Raw genomic sequence first — 20,463 nt, forward strand, 5'->3', positions numbered from 1 at the left:
GGATATAGCCGGGTTTATCAAGCCTTAAATTCGTATTTTCTGTAATTTGTCCTACGAAAAAGTTATCTTTGCAACAAAAAAATTATACCACGAAAAAAATTATACCACGATTCATATATGGCACAACAGTTTGGCAATACATGGTGGGGCAACGAATGGTTGCGCTCGCTGACCCACATTGATTATGAGAACCGCATCCCCCGAGGTGCACGATATGCCCGCAATGGCTCTGTCCGAAAAATACAGTTACAAGATAATGTCATCAGCGCCAAGGTGCAAGGCAGCCGTCCGCGGCCTTACCGCGTTAAAATCACCGTCCCGAAGTTTTCCACCAGGCAGGTGGACAAGCTGATGGACAGGCTGGTTGCCCGACCGGGAATTATTTCAGGCTTACTCAACCGGGAATTGGATCCGGAGGTGATGGACATCGCCCGCTCCTGCGGCTTGAAGATATTCCCCGAACGATGGGATGACTTGGAGATGGATTGCAGTTGTCCCGATTGGGCGGTGCCTTGCAAACATCTGGCAGCCGTGGTCTATATGTTCAGCCGGGAGATTGACAACAATCCTTTCATTGTGTTCCAAATGCACGGGTTCGACCTTCTGAAAGAATTGAAGAAACGGGGCATTGAAGTGGACAACGTGCGGCAGGAGGTGGAAGTGCCCGCCTTGAAAGACCTCGTGACGACCCTGCCTGCTAAAGATGCAGGAACGGAAGTCCCGGCATTCCGCCGCATCGACTTCTCCAAGCTGGCCGACCGGTCTGATGCCCTGCTGATGCTTCTGCCGGACAAGCCGCCTTTTGCCCCCCAAGGCAATTTCAAGGAAGGATATGTGGCGGAATTGCGCCGTGTGAGAAAGAACGTGCAGCGTTTCTTCACCGGGAAGCTGGGGAGGGAAGAAATGTTTCCTATCGCATCTTCCAAACTGCCGGAAAGCATCGGTGTGGACGATGCGATAAGCCTTTGCTTTGATTACCGGTATGATTGGACGATAGAAGGAAAGGTTGCCTACAACGAGCGCACGTTGCCTCATGCCTTGCTGCACATCAATCCCGATTTCCTGCCCGACTACCATCCGACGGTCATTGCCCTGTACCAATCCCTTTTCTGTGCGCTGCACCTGTTGGACAAGGGAGCGGTGGCTCCACAGTTGCTCCGATTGTCGGACAAGAAATACCTGGTGCGCTGGATGCCCGCCTACATCGATGCACAAGCCAAAGAACTGGTGGAGGCACTCGAAGGACTCGTTCCGGCTTCGCTCGTCAAGGTGAAACCTACGGCACGTTCCGCAGCAAAACCCGTGGAGCATCCGGCGGAGTGGCTGGTATCGTATTTCCTTGGGACGTTGGTCAAATACTTGTCGGGCAGTTGCGACCGTATGCCGCTCCTCCCGTTCTTCTTTAAGAGCGAACGTGTTCCCTTCGACGGAGTGGGCGAAAAAGAGACACCCGGCGGCATCCGCTCGTGGACGGCTTCCTATACCCTGACGGCATCGGACTACCGCCCGGTGTTCAGCGTGGAAGAAAGCCGCAAGGGAGGTTTCAACCTGCACATCGGCGTGGAGGACAAGCGAAAACCGGAGCCGCAGACCGTACCCCTATGCGAAGTGCTGGATTCGCTGGAATACGACCGTGAGCGACTGCGCATCCTGAGGAGTTTTACGCTCATCTCCGGGCTGGTGAAAGAAGTGGGGAGCTATATCAACGCCGGTGCGAAAAAGCCTGTCCATTATACTGCTGCATCGTTTGTGCCTTTCCTGCTGCAAGTCATCCCTGCCGTACGGATGCTCGACATCAAGGTATTCATGCCTAAATCATTGGGACAACTTATCCGTCCCAAGGCATCGCTGTCCATCAAGCGGAAAGCCGGTTCGGACAAAGGCTTCCTTAGCCTGGCAGACCTCTTTGCCTTCGATTGGGAAGTCGCATTGGGCAAAGAGCTTGTTCCTTTGGAAGAATTTAAGAAACTGATGGAGAAGGCCGACGGGCTTATCAAGTTCAAACAACGCTACATCTATGCCGATGCGGAAACCCTGCAAAAGCTGCAAGCCGCCATGGCGCAGGGCGAAAAGCTGACTCCAGCCCAAATCCTGCAAGCTGCCCTGACGGGAGAATACGAATCGGCACCGGTGCATCTGACTGATGAGGTTCGCCAATTGATGGACGAACTGACGCGGCAGGAGCATATCCCGCTCCCCACCGGATTGAACGCTACGCTGCGCCCTTACCAGGAACGCGGCTTCTCGTGGATGTACCGCAACAGCCGCATCGGTTTCGGCTCTATCCTGGCGGATGACATGGGATTGGGAAAGACCTTGCAGGCCATCACCCTGATGCTGAAATTGAAAGAGGAAGGCGCATTGGAGCAGGGGCGTATATTGGTAGTGGTACCCACCGGCTTGCTCACCAACTGGCAGGCGGAAATCAGCCGTTTCGCCCCGTCGCTTACCTTCTTTGTCTATCACGGGACAGGGCGAAGCCTGAAGCAGTTTGATGCCGACATCCTGCTCACCACCTACGGCGTGTTGCGCTCGGACAATGCCAAGCTGAAGAAATTGCCGTGGACGCTGATGTTCATTGACGAAGCGCAAAACATCAAGAACCAGGACACCGCACAGAGCAAGGCCGTGCGCGGCATTCCCGCCACGACACATATCGCCCTCAGCGGCACACCCGTAGAGAACCGCCTCACCGAGTTCTGGAGCATCATGGAGTATGCCAACAAAGGCTACTTGGATACGCCGAAAGCCTTTAGGGAGAAGTTTGTCAACCCCATCCAACTCTACAACGACGGCGATTGCGCCGCCCGCTTCCGCAAGGTGACCGCTCCCTTCATGATGCGCCGGATGAAGACCGACAAGAGCATCATCTCCGACCTGCCGGACAAGATAGAACTGGACGATTATGCCGCACTCACTTCGGAGCAGGCCGCCCTCTACCACCGCACGCTCGAAGCAGCCATGGCGGAAATCGAGGGGCTCGATACCACCGACCACGAATCCCTTTTCAAGCGTCAGGGACTTATCCTGCAAATGATTCTTGCCTTGAAGCAAATCTGCAACCACCCGGCGCAGTTCCTCAAGAACGGCGATGCCCGCATGGAGTTGTCCGGCAAGGCGGAGATGCTATTGGACCGCTTGGAAGGGATTGTGGCGAATGGCGAAAAAGTGCTTGTGTTCACCCAGTTCCGCGAGATGGGCGACTTGTTGGTGCGCTTCATCGAAGAACGGTTGGGACAACGCCCCTTGTTCTACCACGGCGGATGCAGTGTGAAGCAACGTCAGGAAATGGTGGAGCGTTTCCAGAACCTTCGGAGCGACAAGATCTTCATCCTCTCGCTCAAGGCTGCCGGGACGGGACTGAACCTCACCGCTGCCTCACACGTCATCCACTACGACCTGTGGTGGAATCCGGCTGTGGAAGCCCAAGCTACCGACCGCGCCTACCGCATCGGGCAGCAACGGAACGTCATGGTGCACCGTTTCATCACCAAAGACACCTTTGAAGAACGCATCAACGACATGATCCAGCAGAAGAAACACTTGGCGGATATGACCGTGGCAAGCGGCGAAAGCTGGATAGGCAAGCTGAGCAACAAGGAATTGCGGGACATCTTCGGGTAAGTGTGATAATAAACGGAGTTGGCAAGAGCCGCAGCATGTAAGGATGTACACTTACATACCGCGGCTCTTTTGTGTATCACAACAACAGATACCAATCCTTATTTCAATAGCGGAAGCTGCTCCAGCATGTTCTTAATGCGGATGGCTGTGCGGGGGCATAGGTTCATCTGGTGCCTTGGTTTCCACAGAGTTCTCCCGCACGAGATAGAGTTTCAAAAATTCATAGTGTATCTTTCTCTCGTGGTAAATATCAAGATAGATGGACTTGTTCCCGCTTTCCAATTCAAAGTAACATATAAAGTGAAAATAAAGCCAAAATAGAACCAAATTCGGAAATAGGATTGTTTGTCTTATTTAATACAGTTTTCTTACCTCCGCATTCCTGTAATAATGTAGCAGGATATCGTTGTAGCTAAAACCCTGTTCGCCCATCACGGCTGCCCCTATCTGGCACAAGCCTACACCGTGTCCCCATCCTGCACCGGTCAGTTGGAACCAGGCGGGTACCCCGTCGGTGGTTTCTCCTTTGTCTACTACGAAAGCAGAACTGAACAGGTGGGTAGGAGAGAGCGTGCGACGTATTTCCAGTTCTTTACCAATAATCAGCGTCTTTTCCGAACCTACGATTTTCAGTTTGCAGATACGTCCCGACTTGCCGCGTTCTATGGGGATGAGGTCGAGGATTTTCCCGTAATCGTACTTGGTTTTCGAGTGAATCAGTTCAGCCAGTTCGGCTTGGGTGTAACGCACTTTCCAGCGGTAGAAGTCGGTGGTTTCCTGGTCGTAATTGTTCAGTATCTGCCGGATGATGTTCTTGTCGTGTGTATGGCAAAAACTATCCGGTTCAGAGCGTATCCATTTTTCAGCTTCTTCTTCACAGGTCAGGTCGGGTAAGGACGTTTCTCCGGCTGCATCACGCACGGCATGCAGGTAGGGGTATTGCCTGTTTTCCCAGCAGGTGCCGAATTCTTCGGTCGCTCCTCCGCAACATTTCGAGAAGCGGGCATCGCAGATGGCGTTTTTATACATTAATACTTGTCCGCGTGTGGCTTTCACCGCTTCTTCCACCCTCCGACTGGATGCTTTGGTGATGCCCTGATAACGCTGGCAATGGTCGTCGGCGCATACGTCGAAGATGGTATGGTCTTCGCGGTCGTACCAGCGGATGTATTCGGTTTCGGTTTTGATGAATGGAAAGAATCCGTTGTCTTTTTTGCTCAGTGCTTTCCGCTTTTCTATTTGTGCCAATAGCCAGCTTCGGGAGATGACGGCATGTGCTTTAAGAAATTCGGTCGAAGAGGTGGTGTTCATTTCCGAAGAGATGACGCTGATGAGATACTCTTCGGCTGGGAGGATATTGATGGCGGTTATGCCTCCTTCATCCACCACCAGTTTCAGCATGCCGGTAAAACGCTGGGTTTCCTGTCGTTCCCAATGAAAATTGATGCCGATGGTTACGTCGTACAGGGAGAATGACGCATCGTCTTCCAGTGGGGTAAAGGTCAGCTCGCGGTACACGTTACCGTTCCACAAGATGCCTCCTTCGTCGAAGCATACGGTTTGTTCTCCGTCTACGCTTTCACCTTTGGCAAGGTAACGTCTGTTGAGGTTGAAATGTATTTGGGGGGCATTGAGGATGCCCACGCTTATTTCGGGTTCTTTCATTGTTGTGCTTTTTTAGTTGACTCGTCACTTTTGTTACTTCGTTCTTGTCTTTTGGTTACTGAGTCATAAACTTACTTCATCGTATATCTTTTTTATCTCTTCCGCGGTCAGACTTTCGAAGTCTTCTTTCCGGGGGGTTACTATCAGTCCCGCCATGTCAAGGGCGCCGGGGCTTACAAGGCGTTGCTCACCCCCATATGCCGTATAGCAGGACGGACGGTGCTTATCACGTGGGAGATACGCTACGGTGAACCCTCTTTTCGGGTCATTCCATGCAAACAGGTTGTAACGTGGTTCGTCTTCGTCCGGGTGCGATGGCAACGTGTGCAGATAAGCATCTATCAAATCTGCATCTGATACAGGGGCAGAGTCGGACACGAATGCCTCGATGGGGCAGAGGTATCCGTTGATGCGGTATTCCTGACATGTTCCCCCGCCGGGTAAAGTGGCTTGTCTTGTAAGGGTGGCGGTTTCCATCAGCCGGTCCCACTGCATGATGAGCGGTATGTCTTGCATACGTGCTGCCTGAAAATGGAAATGGTCGGGAGCTGATGCGCCGCATTTGGCTCCGTTGTAGAACAAAGCATACCCCGATGCGAAGTGTCTCTCCAGCCAGTCGGTCAGTTTGCCTGGCAGCTGGCGTCCGGTTTTTCCCGCAAGGGTTTGGGGCTGGTGCCGTTCGCTGGAAACTGTGAGGTGGGCAGGCAGGATGGGATAAGGATTGATGCGAAGCTGGAAAGTCTCATCCAGTATGATGGGGATGCAGTCTTGCTCGACGGGCTTGTGTGTGTCGCAAAGAAAGCACGGGCGTGCCGCAATGCTTGTCTTATCCAGCCGGGCACAGGTCGAGACCACACGGGCGGGATTGAACTGGACAAATACCGTATTTTCCCCGATGCACAGGCGGCGGGTCTGGATGTGGCAGAGTGCTTCATGATTTGTGCGAGCCAGTGCCCAGTGGGCCAGCTGGTGCTTCAGGAAATGTTCGCCGGGTGTTTCTTTTTCTGGAGTCATAAGGGCACGGCGGCAGGAAAGCTCCAGTGTGCGCAGGCTGTCTTTATAAGCATTGTTGCGGTTTACTTTCTCGATGCTCAGGTTGGCATCCGAGTTTCCATCCCAGCGGCGGCACAGGTAAAGCACGTCGTAGATACGCCCGATAGGGTATTGGCGCGAGAATGCCAGTCCCAGTGCATAGTCTTCTCCATAGCTTACGTTGGGTATGCCTATCTGGCGCAGCAAGGGGGTGTAGAAGGCACGCGGTGCTCCCAACCCGTTGATACGGAGGGCGTTGTTGTGTCCGTTGGCATCGGTCCACTCGCGGTGGTCTATTACGCCGGGCGGCAAGCCCTGCAGTTTAAAGTCGGTCATGCGGTAGGAACCGATGACCATAGCGCATTGTCCTGCATGGAATTTGTCGATAATAGCCTGTAAGGTGCCGGGCGTACTATACAGGTCGTCGCTGTCCAGTTGGACGGCAAACCGTCCGCATCGTGCATCGCGTATGGCCAAGTCCCAGCATCCACCGATACCCAAGTCGGTGCGTTCGGGGATGATGTGGACTACTTTCTTTTCTCCGGCATACTGGCGGATGACTTCGGTTGTTCCGTCGGTAGAATGATTGTCTACGATTATCAGGTTGTAATCGAATGTCGTTTCTTGTGCCAATGCGGAACGGATGGCATCGTCGATGGTCCGCACGCGGTTGCGCACGGGGATGATGACCGATGCTTCACAGGGAAACGAGCCTTTCTGCAAATCGATATTCCGCTTCGGCGGAGGCAGGTATGCTCCTGTCTTTTTCAGGTATCGGGTAAAGACGGCTTCCCGTTCCAATTGTACGTCCCGGTTACGCGGGTCGACGTAATCGAATTGTTTTTCGCCCGAATGACGTGTATCTGTTTCGGTTTCTGTATAAAGATATTCGCTGATATGAGTCAGGGAGTACCTGCGCGACAATGCCAGCCGGAGGGCGTAGCTTGCCGAATGGGTATACGCAGGCTCTACACTGATTTCGGCTGTAGCTTGTCTGAAGGCTTCGGTGCGGTACATCACAAGCGAGCCGAAGTCGAAGTCATCCCGTACACTTCCCGGCTGGTAATCGATGACCGGATGTGGGTATATTCCTTCTTTGGTCTCTTCGTAACGGTCGGCATATACCATCCCGCACTCTGGAGCAGACAAGTAATCGGCCATACGCTCTAAAGCTCTGTACCCTAGCCGGATGTGATGCCTGGTGCGGCATATTAGAGTATAGGGGGTGTGACTTTGGGCAGCTATAAGCCGGCAGGTATCGGTATTGTCTTGCAGGGAGATTGCCTGTATCTTTGCGTCTGGAAGCCCTTCAATGATATCACCAGGTGTTGCCCCTCCGCAACAGGCGACGAAGCAAGTTATGTCTTTGTTTGTCATAATCAGTGGTTTGTCTTAGATGAATGTCCGCATGGTATAATTATGTTCCTCCCTCTCTCCTCTGCAAAGGTAAGAAATCTTTTCCATGTGGCAATGGATTTGGGATGGGTGGATGTGAAAATCTGTTAACAGAAGATGTTTTTTTGAAATTGACCTTGAAAATCAGCGATATATAAAGTGTTTTTGTGTTTTGCTTATTTTCCAAAATGACATTCGTCTTAATAATCTTAATGAACGAGTGTGATTGTAAGGATTGTAATTGTAAGTTTTCCTGAATTGATTACAATTACAATCCTTACAATTACATTTATCGGTTTTACGTTTTCGGGGCAGAGAGAAAAGTCTGTATAAAATTTATATATATAAATATATAATATACATATATTTATATATATACATATTAATGTAATTTTTTTTCTTCTTTTTTGCTCACTTTCATAAACGGTAATTGTAAGGATTGTAACTGTAAGTTTTGCTGGTGCAACTATAAGGAATACATCATGCATCTATATGCAAAGCCCGGTATATATAGCTTCGCGCGCCTGTGCAAATAGTTGCATTTCAGCGGTTTAAGTATAACTTGCAAAAAAAATAATTGCCGATTGTCAAATTTCCATTGTCCATTGCCTAATATCCATTGCCAATTGAAAAATTTTTCGTATCTTTGTGGAGTGAATCCTCCCTCACTATTCCCCTCTCCATACCGACATACGTGCCGAGACGGTGTATGTTTGACAGAGGGGGTCTCTGCGCAAGACAACAACGACCTACCTTGAAAGCAGGTCGTCTCTGAGATAAGGTAGTTTCAAACCACCCTATCCCGCAGGATGACCTTACTTGAATTAAGGTCATCGGGAAGACGATATGAGTTGAAAACATGCCGTGCGCAAGGGTGTCGTTTCAACCTATACCCCTCTTGCATCCATTTTGTGAAAATAAATTAGCGCATTGCCCTATTGTTCATTGGCACATTAAAATATCTGGTGAGAAAATGTACAATTTCATACCGCGCTTATTTTTCTTCCGGAAGTCTTAATTTGTAGTGTGAATTTCTGTATTCTGCTTTTTTATTTCGCGTAATTCAGAGATTTTGCCTATTTTTGCAAACAAAACAAGTGTTGAATGAGTGAAAAGAAGATATCCCTTTTGGGAAAAACACTGGGCGAGCTGACCGAAATCGTGACAAGCTTGGGAATGCCCAAGTTTACAGGGAAGCAGGTGGCACGCTGGATGTACGGGAGGAAGGTGGCTTCGATAGATGAAATGACCGACCTGTCGCTCAAGAACCGTGAACGGCTGAAGGAGATGTACGAGGTGGGGGCTTCTGCTCCGGTGCATGAGATGCGTTCGGTGGACGGCACGGTGAAATATCTGTTCCGTACGCCCGATAACAACTATATCGAGTCTGTTTATATTCCTGATGGCGAACGCGCTACGTTATGTGTGTCTTCACAGGTGGGATGCAAAATGAACTGCAAGTTCTGCATGACGGGTAAACAAGGCTTTTCGGGCAATCTGACCACTGCGCAAATCTTGAATCAGATTTATTCTATCCCTGAGCGGGACACACTGACCAATGTGGTGTTTATGGGGATGGGTGAGCCTATGGATAATCTGGATGCTGTGTTGCGGTCGCTGGAGGTGCTGACCGCAGACTATGGTTATGCCTGGAGCCCGAAACGAATCACGGTTTCTACGGTAGGCCTGAGACGTGGAATGGAACGCTTCTTGAAAGAGAGCGATTGCCACCTGGCGGTAAGCATGCACTCGCCTTTCCCGGCACAACGTGGTGAACTGATGCCTGCCGAAAAGGCTTTTTCCATTCGTGAAATTGTCGACATGCTCCGGGGGTATGACTTCAGCAAACAACGGCGCCTGTCGTTCGAATACATCGTTTTCGGCGGTGTGAACGATAATTTGGCATATGCCAAAGAACTGGTGAAGCTGGTGCGGGGACTGGACTGCCGGGTCAACCTGATTCGTTTCCATGCGATTCCGGGGGTGGATTTGCAGGGAACCGATGCGGATACGATGCTGGCATTCCGCGATTATTTGACCCGTCATGGGGTATTTGCCACCATTCGTGCTTCGCGGGGAGAAGATATTTTTGCTGCTTGCGGTATGCTTTCTACAGCAGAGAAACAGGCGGAAAGACAACATGTACATAAAGACAAGACAAAAATCAATAAATAAGGAAATGATATGGAAGGACGTAAAATAAAGGTGGGTATCACCCACGGAGATATCAATGGGGTAGGTTATGAGGTGATTCTGAAAACCTTCTCCAATCCGGCAATGCTGGATTTGTGCACACCGGTCGTTTACGGTTCGCCCAAGGTGGCGGCTTATCACCGTAAAGCGATGGACTTGCCTGCCAATTTCAGTATCATAAGTTCGGCATCGGAAGCGCAAGACGGGCGTCTGAACATTGTCAGCTGTACTGATGAGGAATTGAAAGTGGAACTATCGAAACCTACACCCGACGGAAGCCGTGCCGCACTCGATGCACTGGAAAGGGCTTCGGCTGAATATAGTGAAGGATTATTTGATGTGCTGGTGACGGCTCCTGCAAACCAGAATGCCGTACAGACGGAAGAGTATCCTTTCTCCGGCCATACTGCTTATTTGGAAGAACGCTTTGGCAAGGGTAGAAAAGCACTGAAAATCTTGCTGAAGGATGATTTCCGGATGGCACTGGTGACAGGGCGTATCCCATTGAAAGAGGTATCTCCCAAGCTGACAAAAGAGGAGGTGATGGAAAAAATAGAAGTGTTCCACCGTTCGCTGAAGCAAGATTTCGGTATTGATAATCCGCGTATCGCCGTGTTTGCGCTGAACCCGCAGGCACAAAGCAATGTGCTTGTCGGTCTGGAAGAAGAACAGGCAATTGTTCCCGCCGTGGAAGCCATGACCAAACGGGGTATCTTATGCTACGGACCCTATGCCGCTGATACGTTTATGGGGTTGGGGTATTACCGGCACTTCGATGGGGTGTTGGCAATGTATTACGACCAGGGCGTGCTTCCTTTTATGACACTTGCCATGAATGAAGGAGTTTGCTATACCGCCGGCCTTTCCATTGTCCGCACGGCTCCGGTACACGATGCTGCATACGACCTGGCGGGGAAAGGTGTGGCTTCCGAGGATTCTTTCAGGCAAGCCATTTATGTGGCACTTGATGTGTTCCGCCGCCGGCAGATTGAAGAAGAAATCAATGCCCGCCCGTTGCGCAAGCAATATTACGAGAAACGTGACGATAGCGATAAGCTGAAACTGGACACGGTAGAGGACGAATGAATATGAAGTTTGCAATTATAGCGGCTGGAGAGGGGACCCGATTGTCACAAGAAGGTGTCCGGTTGCCCAAACCTTTGGTACAGCTGAATGGGAGAGCGATGATAGATCGCCTGATACATATATTTATGCAGAACGGTGCCGAAGAGGTAGTGGTCGTCATTAACAATGAATCGCCTTTGACAAAGGCGCATTTGACAGAACTGGAAAAGCATTCAGACATTCCGTTGAGGGTGGTCGTCAAGACCACTCCCAGCTCGATGCATAGTTTCCACGAGTTGAGTCCTTATCTGAAAGAAGACCGTTTTTGCCTGACCACCGTAGATACTGTTTTCCGGGAAGATGAGTTTTCCCGCTTCATCGAAGCTTTCAAAGTTTCGGATAAAGATGGGCTGATGGCGGTTACGGATTATGTTGATGATGAGAAGCCGCTATATATCGGTACCGATACCGATTTGAACATTACCGGTTTTTATGACATGCCCGTGCCTGGTATGAAATACATTTCAGGAGGCATTTACTGCCTGACTCCCCAAGCCATCGGCACTTTGGAGCATTGCATTTGTTCAGGTATGTCGCGTATGCGTAATTTTCAGCGGCAGTTGGTGAGCGACGGATTACGCTTGGAAGCATATCCGTTTTCGAAAATTCTGGACGTAGACCATGCTGCAGATATCCCAAAGGCAGAAGCATTTTTGAATGAAGTACATTGATGGGAGCTGTATATACTCCCAAAAATAAAGAGAGAAGCGCATAAGTCATGCAACACGAGGAGAGAAGAATCCAGCTTATTGGAGTGAGTCGTAGAAACCAGTTTTCACCCAATCATATCAATAATGATGCGGCTATTTTGATGAAGACAGCTGAAAAGCTGGGGAAAAAAGGCTGTGAGGTGAAACTGTTTTCAGAAACAGAGTTCGTACAACGGCGTATTCAGGCAGAATTCATTTTCAATATGGCACGCGACCATGCCACCATTCCATATTTGAAAGAACTGGAAAAGACAGGTAGTCTGGTTATTAATTCAGGACAGGGAATCGAGAATTGCATTCGCCAGCCGATGACCGAGATTTTAATGCATTACGGCATTCCACATCCCAAAAGTTATATCATTCCTACTGATCAGGGATTTACGCTTGATTTGTTCCCCTGTTGGATTAAACGGGGTGATTCACATGCTATGGTGAAAGAAGACGTGGTCTATGTAGAATGTAGGGAGGAGGCAAATATTGTTCTTGCTGATTTCCGGAACCGTGGGATACCGAGGGCAGTAGTCAACGAACATCTGGTAGGAGACTTGGTGAAGTTTTACGGGGTGAAGAATACCGATTTTTTCTATTCGTTTTATCCTACCGAACAATCGCATAGCAAATATGGACTGGAAGCCATTAATGGGAAGGCACGCGGTTTCCCGTTTTGTCTGGACAAACTGAAAAATTATGCCAACCGGGCGGCAGAGGTGCTCCAGGTACCTGTTTATGGAGGCGATTGTGTAGTAGGTCCGACGGGCGAAATCCGTATCATTGATTTCAATGACTGGCCAAGCTTTGCACCTTGTTGTGAGGAGGCGTCAACAGAAATAGCCGGTTATATTTACAATTGTATCATTGCCAAACAGAACAGCCATTAAGAGATGAGTACAGAAAAGAAAGGATTGAAAGCCTCTTTCAAGTCAATGGATACGGAAGAGTTTCTGGATATATATTTTAACCGTCCGATAGGTTATGCCTGGGCGTTGTTTTTCAGGCATTTCGATGTACACCCTAATGTAGTGACTATTTTGTCGATTTTGTTGGGCATAGGGGCAGGAATCATGTTTTATTATCCGGACTTGAAACATACGCTTGCCGGCATAATCTTGCTCATGTGGGCAAACCATTATGATAGCTGCGACGGGCAATTGGCACGTATGACTGGTAAAAAGACGCGTTGGGGACGCATGTTGGACGGATTTGCAGGCGACCTTTGGTTTATAGCCATTTATTTCACTATTTGTTTGCGTCTTACCTGCCAACCTTTGCCGTTAGGCATAGGCAGTAGTGAAGGAATGGTATGGGGAGCAGGCATTTGGATAATAGCCGCCTTGTCGGGGACACTCTGTCATAGCCGGCAATGTGCATTGGCAGATTATTACCGTAATATCCATTTGTTTTTCCTGAAAGGGAAAGCAGGAAGCGAACTGGATAACTTCAAACAACAGCGGGATTTGTTTTATAGCCTTCCCTGGAAAGGAAATTTCTGGTGGAAAGCTTTTCTGTATTTTTATGGCAATTATACCCGGAAACAAGAACGCATGACCCCGAATTTCCAACGTTTTTATGCCTTTATACAGCAGAAATATGGTGACGATATTCCCGGTACATTGCGCAACGAGTTCCGCTCTTTAAGTCTGCCACTGATGAAATATGCCAATATCCTCACGTTCAACACACGTGCCATTGTGCTTTATGTATCGTTGCTTATGGGTGAACCGTGGGTATATTTTATATTTGAAATGACAGTTATGACTATCCTTTTTATCTATATGCGCCATCGCCACGAGGCTTTGAGTGCCTATCTGTATCATAAATACGCTCGACAATGAAAGAAAAAGCCCGTAACATATTTTGGTTTTTCGGTATCTTTGCCATTGTGGTGATGCTCTGCACATTTGATATGGACTACAATGAGTTGTGGAAAAATCTGCGTAGGGCAGGGATATGGCTTCCTGCTGTCATTTTCCTGTGGGTGTTTATCTATTACCTGAATGCATGGGCATGGTATGTGATTATCTGCGACGGGAAGAGTGGAAAAGTTCCTTTCAGACAAGTCTATAAACTGACTATCTCCGGTTTTGCCTTGAATTACGCAACACCGGTAGGGCTGATGGGAGGGGAGCCTTACCGTATCATGGAACTTAGCTCGTATGTGGGGGGAAGCAAAGCTACTTCTTCCGTAATATTATATGCCATGATGCATATCTTTTCGCATTTCTGGTTTTGGCTTGTATCGGCTGTGCTTTATGTGCTTTTTGAACCGATGAACTGGGGGGTAGGTATTCTGCTGGCTGTGGTTGTAGCGTTCTGTTCTCTGGCGATTTATTTCTTTATGAAAGGTTACCGGAACGGGATGGCGGTACGTGCACTGAACTGGTTATCGCACGTGCCTTTTGTAAAGAAGTGGGCAAAGCGGTTCTGCGTGGAAAAGAAAGATACGCTGGAACGGATAGATGCACAAATAGCAGAATTGCACAAACAGCGGAAATGTACGTTCTATATTTCGTTGGGACTGGAGTTCTCGGCACGGATTGTGGGCTGCCTGGAAGTCTATTTCATTCTAAACATTCTGACTGCTGATGTCAGTTTCTTGGCTTGTATTTTGATTATGGCATTCACTTCGCTCTTTGCCAATTTATTTTTCTTCTCGCCCATGCAGCTGGGAGCTCGCGAAGGAGGATTTGTCCTGGCAACCGGAGGACTTGCCATTCCAGGTGCATTCGGTATCTATACCGGACTGATAGCTCGGGTGCGGGAGTTGTTTTGGATTATGATAGGAGTGTTGCTGATGAAGGTTGGCAACTGTAAAAATGAAAAGAAAAATGAGTGAAAAATTAATTGATATACAGGGTATCATCTTCGATTACGGAGGGACTATTGATACCAATGGCCGTCATTGGGCAGAAGTTTTATGGGAAAAGTATAAGACTTTTGACGTACCAGTCAGCAAACCGGAATTCCGTGAGGCATATGTATATGGTGAACGGACACTGGCACACAAACAATTGATAAAACCGGAATACGGCTTTCATGAAGTGCTTTCGGTCAAAACCCGTATTCAAGTGGATTATTTGATTGATAAAGGGGTCTTGTCGCGTACGAAAGCCGATAAATACGACTATGCAACATGTATAGCCGACAGTTGCTATAGGTATGTATGGGACGTATTACAGCGGACCCGTCCGGTTTTACAAACTCTGTCAAAACGGTATAAGCTGGTTTTGGTTTCCAATTTCTACGGAAACATTCAGGCGGTTTTGAAAGATTTCGGTCTGTCCGAAAGCTTTTCGGCCATTATAGAGTCATCGGTGGTAGGGGTACGCAAGCCCGATCCAGCCATTTACCAGTTAGGAATAGACGCTATGGGATTTCCGGCAGATAAGGTTTTGGCAGTAGGTGATTCGTATCCGAAAGATGTTGTCCCAGCCAAGCATATAGGATGCCGGGTGGCGTGGTTGAAAGGAGAAAGTTGGGACGAAGATGCAAACGAATCATTACCCGACCTGATTATAACTGATTTACCCGAATTATTAACTTATTTATTATAATAAAGATATCCATGGATAAACAACGGACTGTATTGGTCGACAAGCAGTATTTCCTGCCTTTCGTCCTGTTGACTTCACTTTTTTTCTTGTGGGGATTTGCCCACGCCATATTGGACGTATTAAACAAACATTTCCAGGAGATGCTGGACATTTCGAAGACTCATTCGGCATTGATTCAGGCAATGATGTATATGGGATATTTCGTAATGGCTATCCCGGCCGGATTATTCATCAACCGGTTCGGATACCGGAGCGGGGTAGTGTTCGGCTTGCTGCTTTATGGCATAGGGTCATTGTTGTTCATTCCCGGACAATATTTTGTTTCGTTCAATGCTTTTCTCTTCGCTTTGTTCGTTATCGGTTGCGGACTGACTTTCCTGGAAACGGCAGCCAATCCTTATGTCACCGAACTGGGTGCAAAAGAAACGGCGGCGAGCCGTTTGAACTTTGCTCAGTCGTTCAACGGACTGGGGTGTATCTGTGCACCGTTGTTGGTGGGTTGGTTCCTTTTTTCCGAAACCAAAGAACATCCCAACAGCGTAGCTTTTCCTTATGCTTGTATGGGGATATTGGTGCTTTTTGTGGCAAGTATATTCTTGCGGGTAAAACTTCCCGAAATCAGGCATGAGGCAGAGGTGGACAAAGAAGGACATCGGGTGGGGCTATGGTCGCACCGGCTGTTTATCTTCGGGTTGATAGCCTTGTTCGCTTATGAGGTGGCGGAAATCTCCATCAATAGTTTCTTTATCAATTACGTGGTAGAACAGCGGTGGATGGACGCCCGTTATGCTTCGCTGGTTCTTTCTTTCGGCGGGCTGGGACTGTTTATGTTGGGGCGTTTCTCCGGAAGCTGGATTATGCAGCGTGTCAGTGCCGAACGGATGTTGTTCTGGTGTGCTACGGGTACGGTACTGACCACTACGGTGGTATTGTTCGACCTTGGTATCGTTTCTCTCATCGCCCTGCTGTGTGGGTATGCGTTCGAGGCGATTATGTTCCCCACTATCTTTGCTCTTTCACTGAAAGGGCTGGGCATCCATACCAAGCGTGCCTCTTCTTTCCTGATGATGTCGCCTGTGGGAGGTGTGGTAGGTCCGTTGCTGATGGGAGTGGTGGCAGACCATACCGACTCCATGGTTTGGGCGTTCGTAGTGCCTTGGGTGGCATATGTCGTGGTGTGGTTTTATGCACGGAAAATGCTTTCACAGCGTATCACCCTCTCTAAGTAAAGATATATTCAGCAACTCCGTGATAGGGGAATGGCTATGTGAAAAAGCATGTTCTCGATGAGGGGCTGTATTGGGGACTCATAAAAAAGGCGTGAGGCCTGTCTGTAGTTCATTCAAACTGAGGCATCGCCAAACGCCTGTCCTAAAATGAACATACAGACAATGCTGTCACGCCGTTTTTTTAGTATACTCTTCCACTGCGTAGACATCATTTGAGGAGCAAAGGCAAGTCGGTTATGAAGATGGCAGACAAATAGGTGAGGGCATAAAATAAGCATACGATGATGAAACACCAGCGTGCCACGGGGTAAAGCGGATGGGGGTTTTGACCGGCTTTGGGCCGCATGCGGCTGATAAGTGCAAGTACACTGGTGATGAACAGTAGCAGGTGGATGAGGCGGTAACTCAGGTCGCCCGTCCATACGGTATTGGTTTTTGCCAGATTGGCGATGCCAATGACATATATCGCTGCAAAGATAAAAAGTTTGATAACTGTCTGCATAATTCTTGTTTTAGGGGTTTGTAAAAAAATCGTGCCAAGATATAAATAAAATCATTACCCCGCAAGCCGGACAAGATATTTTATGGCTCGCGGGGGATATTTATATCTGCATCGCTATTTTCAGATAGTTGCAACGATATATAAGTTGTTTCGTGTAAGATTATTAATCTTGCATGGAAAGGACATTATCTTCTTATCAAGGCGGTTGTACAATTTGTCTTTTGAAAGATAAGAGCTTGATAGAATATGAGAAGAAACTGTTTTGAATTTCTCCCAAAGCACACACGAAAACGGATACATCAAGCCAAGAAAAACTTTTTGGAGAAATTCAAAACAGCTTCTTAGTCTTCTTTGCGGATTAGTTTTTGTTGATTGGCATCCGGATAGGCAAAATCAAGCAAGTTTTTATCATCAGACTTGTCTATGCCCAATAGCTTCAGCATTTGGATGGCATAGCGTGTACCAAGCATCCGGTAGCCTTGTGCCGTGAAATGCAAACTATCTTTGGCGGCAGGACAACCTGCCGACGGGATGATATGTGCAGTAGGAATGGTGCGGGGCAAAGTGTCGATAATGGCATTCATCGAGGCACATTTCCCGTTTTGGTCAGCATTGACCACTTCACCAGCAAGCAAGGGAACGTTTTTCGCTTTCAGGTGAAGGTCGGAAAGCAGGTTTTCGTAAACCAGCTTTACTTTGTCTGGCCAATCGGGGTCGCCCGTGTTCGATTCTCCTTGATGCAGCAATATGCCTTTGATGACTCCGTCTTTTTGTGCCAGACGTGCCATTTCCACTAAACGGGCGTAAGGGTTGCCATCATATTCTTTTACCATGTTTTTTAACCATTCGGGTGATGAATCTACATACGATTGGTAGTTATCCTTGTCGAACAATTCGATACGACAGCCTCCGATGGCCACATGTACAATACCTATACGTATTTTTTCGGGCAGATTGTTTACTAATGTCCGACCAAAGTAATCGGCAGGAGTCAGTCCCGTATGGCATCGGCACAAAGGGGGTACGGCACGATACCAATGCCCTTTTACTCTGTTCAGTTCAGGGCAATCGACAGCAGACATCAGCAGGAAACGGTTGCTGATATTGCAAGTGTCCTGGGGCTCAAACTTAGCATTACCTTCCATATTCGACTGTCCCAGGCAGAGATAAATGTGGAAATCTTTGTCGCGTGCGGAAGCAGAAATGGCTATCAGCAACACGCTCAAAAATAAAAGCTTTTTCATCATACAATAAATAATTAAATTGTTTGTAAATACTTATACTAACCAATGGCAAAGTTATAAGTTTTTTTGGAATATATGTCTTATCGCTTACATCTTTCAAAGAAAATGTTTATCTTTCTTGCCAGAAAATTTATCGAAAGAATCCATATGACCAAGCAAAAGAAAATCATTTGCATCAGTGCCGGCATTGTTTTGGTGCTGGTCATTTCTTATTTGTCATTGCCTTACTATGCCCGTCAGGCTCTTATTCATCTGATGCCTGTTATTGATGACTTGGAGACTTTTCACCGTCATGTCGTGCATCACGATGCAGACAGCGTATGGTTATGGCCTCAAGCAGAAGCGTATAATCAGCATCAGCTTTCGGAAAAGGATGCAGCTTATCTTGATAGTTTGCATACAGTATCCTTTCTTGTCGTCCGTCGGGACAGTATCCTTTTTGAGGATTATCGCGACGGATGGAATGACACTCTGACTTCCAATCTTTATTCGGCAACCAAAACCATCGTGGGCTTGTTGGTAGGAATAGCATTCGATGAAGGGAAAATACATAGTCTTGATGACAAGGTTTCGGACTATATACCTATATATAATAAAGGTATGCAAGCGGATGTTACGCTACGTGATTTGCTTACAATGAGTGGGGGAATGGCATGGGACGAATCATACGCTTCGCTGTTTTCGGTTACTACCCACGGTTATTATGGAAATGATTTGTACGAACTGGTTACCGGGTTGGAGGTAAAAGACCGGCCTGGTATACAATTCTCATACCGCAGTGGTGAGACGCAGCTTCTGGCGTTCGTGCTTGAAGCTGCAACGGGAGAAACGTTGAGCCGGTATGCTGAGGAAAAGTTGTGGAAGCCGATGCAAGCGGAAAAAGATGCTTATTGGTTGTTGGATAAACGTGACGGTGATGAAAAAGCATTCTGTTGTTTTCATACGACGGCACGCGATGCGGCGCGTCTCGGAAGCCTGTTGCTTCAGCAAGGTAAATGGCGTGGAAAACAGCTCGTGTCGCAAAGATATATGGACGAGATGCTGCGTCCTGCTTCTTACCTGAAAGACCAGTGGGGAAGAGATTCGCTCAGTTATTATGGCTTGCAGTTATGGTTGATACCCTATCGGGGCGAAACCATTCCTTGTATGCGGGGCATGCTGGGACAATATGTTTATGCGATACCTTCAGAAAATGCGGTAGTGGTTCGTTTGGGACGTAAACGTTGTGATGTGTACGATGGACCTTTTACGACTGATATGACACGATATCTTGACATTGCAATGCACATACTTCATCCTTGATAAGAATGTCAGATTTAATGAAAAACTTGTTTGTTTATCTGCTTTTGTAGGTTTTCTTACGTTTCTGTGTTTTATTTCACGGTTTTGACGTATCTTTACCTCGTTTTAATGATATAGTCTATGGATCAGGAAATTTTTCATCTTTTTCTGGCAGTCATGTCGGGCATTGCTTTTCTGGTATTTGTTGCCCTCTATTTTGTAAAGGCAGGATACGGAATGTTTCGCACTCCATCGTGGGGATTGTCACTGGACAATAAAATAGCGTGGATGCTGATGGAGGCACCTGTATTTGTGGTGATGTTTGTTTTGTGGATACGGAGCGGGGTAGGATTTGCATTGCCTCAGTTCTTGTTTTTTGCGTTGTTTCAGTTGCATTATTTGCAGCGTTCGTTTATCTTCCCTTTTCTGATGACAGGGAAAAGCCGTATGCCAGTAGCCATTATGGCAATGGGCATCGTATTTAATGTACTGAACGGGATGATGCAGGGAGGAGGATTGTTTTGGTTCAATGACAGTGTGCCTGTCGGCATTGGAGCCGGTTACTTGTTACAGCCGAATGCCCTGTTGGGGATAATCCTGTTCTTGGTGGGGATGGGAATTAACTTGCATTCCGATCATGTTATCCGTCATTTGCGTAAGCCGGGAGATACCCGGCATTATCTTCCGCAGAAAGGGATGTATAAGTATGTCACTTCTGCCAATTATTTCGGTGAACTGGTGGAGTGGACGGGATTTGCCGTGCTTACCGCTTCTCCAGCAGCTTGGGTGTTTGTGTGGTGGACAGCCGCCAATCTGATACCTCGTGCCAATGCTATTTATCATAAATATCGTGAAACGTTCGGTGTCGAAGCCGTAGGAAATAGAAAACGGATTATACCTTTTATATATTAG

At 47.9% G+C, this 20,463-nt stretch carries 15 protein-coding genes and 1 pseudogene; 11 read left to right on the forward strand and 5 right to left on the reverse strand.

Going from position 1 to position 20,463, the window contains the following annotated elements:
* The first annotated feature begins 117 nt into the window (after window positions 1-117).
* A complete protein-coding gene (locus tag B5G04_RS16355) occupies window positions 118-3,624 on the forward strand; it encodes a DEAD/DEAH box helicase (protein ID WP_087398069.1) in 3,507 nt (1,168 codons plus the stop codon).
* Window positions 3,625-3,756: 132 nt separating this feature from the next.
* On the opposite strand, the gene B5G04_RS16360 is transcribed toward B5G04_RS16355, so the two are convergent.
* From B5G04_RS16360 to B5G04_RS20605, 3 genes are all read right to left on the reverse strand, one after another.
* The gene (locus B5G04_RS16360; protein ID WP_087212566.1) at window positions 3,757-3,951 is read right to left on the reverse strand and encodes an Arm DNA-binding domain-containing protein; all 195 of its coding nucleotides are present in this window, start codon (window positions 3,949-3,951) and stop codon (window positions 3,757-3,759) included.
* Between the two features lie 27 nt (window positions 3,952-3,978).
* Window positions 3,979-5,289, reverse strand: coding sequence for a SpoIID/LytB domain-containing protein (locus tag B5G04_RS20600; RefSeq protein ID WP_022039431.1), 1,311 nt, complete (start codon window positions 5,287-5,289; stop codon window positions 3,979-3,981).
* A gap of 63 nt (window positions 5,290-5,352) precedes the next feature.
* On the reverse strand, window positions 5,353-7,698 hold the full coding sequence (locus B5G04_RS20605; protein WP_239414130.1) for a DUF4922 domain-containing protein: 2,346 nt from the start codon (window positions 7,696-7,698) through the stop codon (window positions 5,353-5,355).
* A 1,122-nt stretch (window positions 7,699-8,820) separates the two neighbouring features.
* Here B5G04_RS20605 and rlmN point away from each other — a divergent pair.
* The 8 genes from rlmN to B5G04_RS16405 are packed head-to-tail and all read left to right on the forward strand — an operon-like array spanning window position 8,821 to window position 16,524.
* Window positions 8,821-9,891, forward strand: coding sequence for a 23S rRNA (adenine(2503)-C(2))-methyltransferase RlmN (gene rlmN / locus B5G04_RS16370; protein WP_087207832.1), 1,071 nt, complete (start codon window positions 8,821-8,823; stop codon window positions 9,889-9,891).
* Window positions 9,892-9,900: 9 nt separating this feature from the next.
* Window positions 9,901-10,995 (forward strand): 4-hydroxythreonine-4-phosphate dehydrogenase PdxA, encoded by a 1,095-nt coding sequence (locus B5G04_RS16375; protein ID WP_087398070.1) that lies wholly within the window; start codon window positions 9,901-9,903, stop codon window positions 10,993-10,995.
* Window positions 10,996-10,997: 2 nt separating this feature from the next.
* Complete coding sequence (locus B5G04_RS16380; protein WP_087398092.1) at window positions 10,998-11,705, forward strand: NTP transferase domain-containing protein; 708 nt, start codon at window positions 10,998-11,000, stop codon at window positions 11,703-11,705.
* Window positions 11,706-11,752: 47 nt separating this feature from the next.
* Window positions 11,753-12,622 (forward strand): hypothetical protein, encoded by an 870-nt coding sequence (locus tag B5G04_RS16385; RefSeq protein WP_087398071.1) that lies wholly within the window; start codon window positions 11,753-11,755, stop codon window positions 12,620-12,622.
* A 3-nt stretch (window positions 12,623-12,625) separates the two neighbouring features.
* Window positions 12,626-13,576, forward strand: coding sequence for a CDP-alcohol phosphatidyltransferase family protein (locus tag B5G04_RS16390; RefSeq protein WP_087251290.1), 951 nt, complete (start codon window positions 12,626-12,628; stop codon window positions 13,574-13,576).
* Window positions 13,573-14,577 carry a lysylphosphatidylglycerol synthase transmembrane domain-containing protein gene (locus B5G04_RS16395; protein WP_087398072.1) on the forward strand — a complete coding sequence of 335 codons (1,005 nt, stop codon included), beginning with the start codon at window positions 13,573-13,575 and terminating at the stop codon, window positions 14,575-14,577. The genes B5G04_RS16390 and B5G04_RS16395 overlap by 4 nt, the downstream gene beginning before the upstream one ends.
* A complete protein-coding gene (locus B5G04_RS16400; protein WP_022039439.1) occupies window positions 14,570-15,295 on the forward strand; it encodes an HAD family hydrolase in 726 nt (241 codons plus the stop codon). The genes B5G04_RS16395 and B5G04_RS16400 overlap by 8 nt, the downstream gene beginning before the upstream one ends.
* Before the next feature lie 11 nt (window positions 15,296-15,306).
* Complete coding sequence (locus B5G04_RS16405) at window positions 15,307-16,524, forward strand: sugar MFS transporter (protein WP_022039440.1); 1,218 nt, start codon at window positions 15,307-15,309, stop codon at window positions 16,522-16,524.
* 208 nt (window positions 16,525-16,732) lie between these two features.
* On the opposite strand, the gene B5G04_RS16410 is transcribed toward B5G04_RS16405, so the two are convergent.
* Together B5G04_RS16410 and B5G04_RS16415 are read right to left on the reverse strand one after the other, a co-directional pair.
* Complete coding sequence (locus tag B5G04_RS16410) at window positions 16,733-17,026, reverse strand: hypothetical protein (protein WP_087398073.1); 294 nt, start codon at window positions 17,024-17,026, stop codon at window positions 16,733-16,735.
* 428 nt (window positions 17,027-17,454) lie between these two features.
* Window positions 17,455-18,270 (reverse strand): annotated as a pseudogene (locus B5G04_RS16415) (sialate O-acetylesterase); the annotation flags it as partial.
* A 147-nt stretch (window positions 18,271-18,417) separates the two neighbouring features.
* Here B5G04_RS16415 and B5G04_RS16420 point away from each other — a divergent pair.
* Together B5G04_RS16420 and B5G04_RS16425 are read left to right on the forward strand one after the other, a co-directional pair.
* Complete coding sequence (locus B5G04_RS16420) at window positions 18,418-19,572, forward strand: serine hydrolase (RefSeq protein WP_087398093.1); 1,155 nt, start codon at window positions 18,418-18,420, stop codon at window positions 19,570-19,572.
* A 120-nt stretch (window positions 19,573-19,692) separates the two neighbouring features.
* A complete protein-coding gene (locus B5G04_RS16425) occupies window positions 19,693-20,463 on the forward strand; it encodes a DUF1295 domain-containing protein (protein WP_022039444.1) in 771 nt (256 codons plus the stop codon).

The sequence above is a fragment of the Bacteroides sp. An51A genome (assembly GCF_002161565.1).
GTDB lineage: Bacteria > Bacteroidota > Bacteroidia > Bacteroidales > Bacteroidaceae > Phocaeicola > Phocaeicola intestinalis.

Excerpts from the sequence above, each read along its gene's own strand:
- B5G04_RS16385 (WP_087398071.1), top strand. The coding sequence starts at position 11,753 with ATGCAACACGAGGAGAGAAGAATCCAGCTTATTGGAGTGAGTCGTAGA.
- B5G04_RS16380 (WP_087398092.1), top strand. The coding sequence starts at position 10,998 with ATGAAGTTTGCAATTATAGCGGCTGGAGAGGGGACCCGATTGTCACAA.
- B5G04_RS16395 (WP_087398072.1), top strand. The coding sequence starts at position 13,573 with ATGAAAGAAAAAGCCCGTAACATATTTTGGTTTTTCGGTATCTTTGCC.
- B5G04_RS16405 (WP_022039440.1), top strand. The coding sequence starts at position 15,307 with ATGGATAAACAACGGACTGTATTGGTCGACAAGCAGTATTTCCTGCCT.
- rlmN (WP_087207832.1), top strand. The coding sequence starts at position 8,821 with ATGAGTGAAAAGAAGATATCCCTTTTGGGAAAAACACTGGGCGAGCTG.
- B5G04_RS16355 (WP_087398069.1), top strand. The coding sequence starts at position 118 with ATGGCACAACAGTTTGGCAATACATGGTGGGGCAACGAATGGTTGCGC.
- B5G04_RS20600 (WP_022039431.1), bottom strand. The coding sequence starts at position 5,289 with ATGAAAGAACCCGAAATAAGCGTGGGCATCCTCAATGCCCCCCAAATA.
- B5G04_RS16425 (WP_022039444.1), top strand. The coding sequence starts at position 19,693 with ATGGATCAGGAAATTTTTCATCTTTTTCTGGCAGTCATGTCGGGCATT.
- B5G04_RS20605 (WP_239414130.1), bottom strand. The coding sequence starts at position 7,698 with ATGACAAACAAAGACATAACTTGCTTCGTCGCCTGTTGCGGAGGGGCA.
- B5G04_RS16420 (WP_087398093.1), top strand. The coding sequence starts at position 18,418 with ATGACCAAGCAAAAGAAAATCATTTGCATCAGTGCCGGCATTGTTTTG.
- B5G04_RS16390 (WP_087251290.1), top strand. The coding sequence starts at position 12,626 with ATGAGTACAGAAAAGAAAGGATTGAAAGCCTCTTTCAAGTCAATGGAT.
- B5G04_RS16410 (WP_087398073.1), bottom strand. The coding sequence starts at position 17,026 with ATGCAGACAGTTATCAAACTTTTTATCTTTGCAGCGATATATGTCATT.
- B5G04_RS16375 (WP_087398070.1), top strand. The coding sequence starts at position 9,901 with ATGGAAGGACGTAAAATAAAGGTGGGTATCACCCACGGAGATATCAAT.
- B5G04_RS16400 (WP_022039439.1), top strand. The coding sequence starts at position 14,570 with ATGAGTGAAAAATTAATTGATATACAGGGTATCATCTTCGATTACGGA.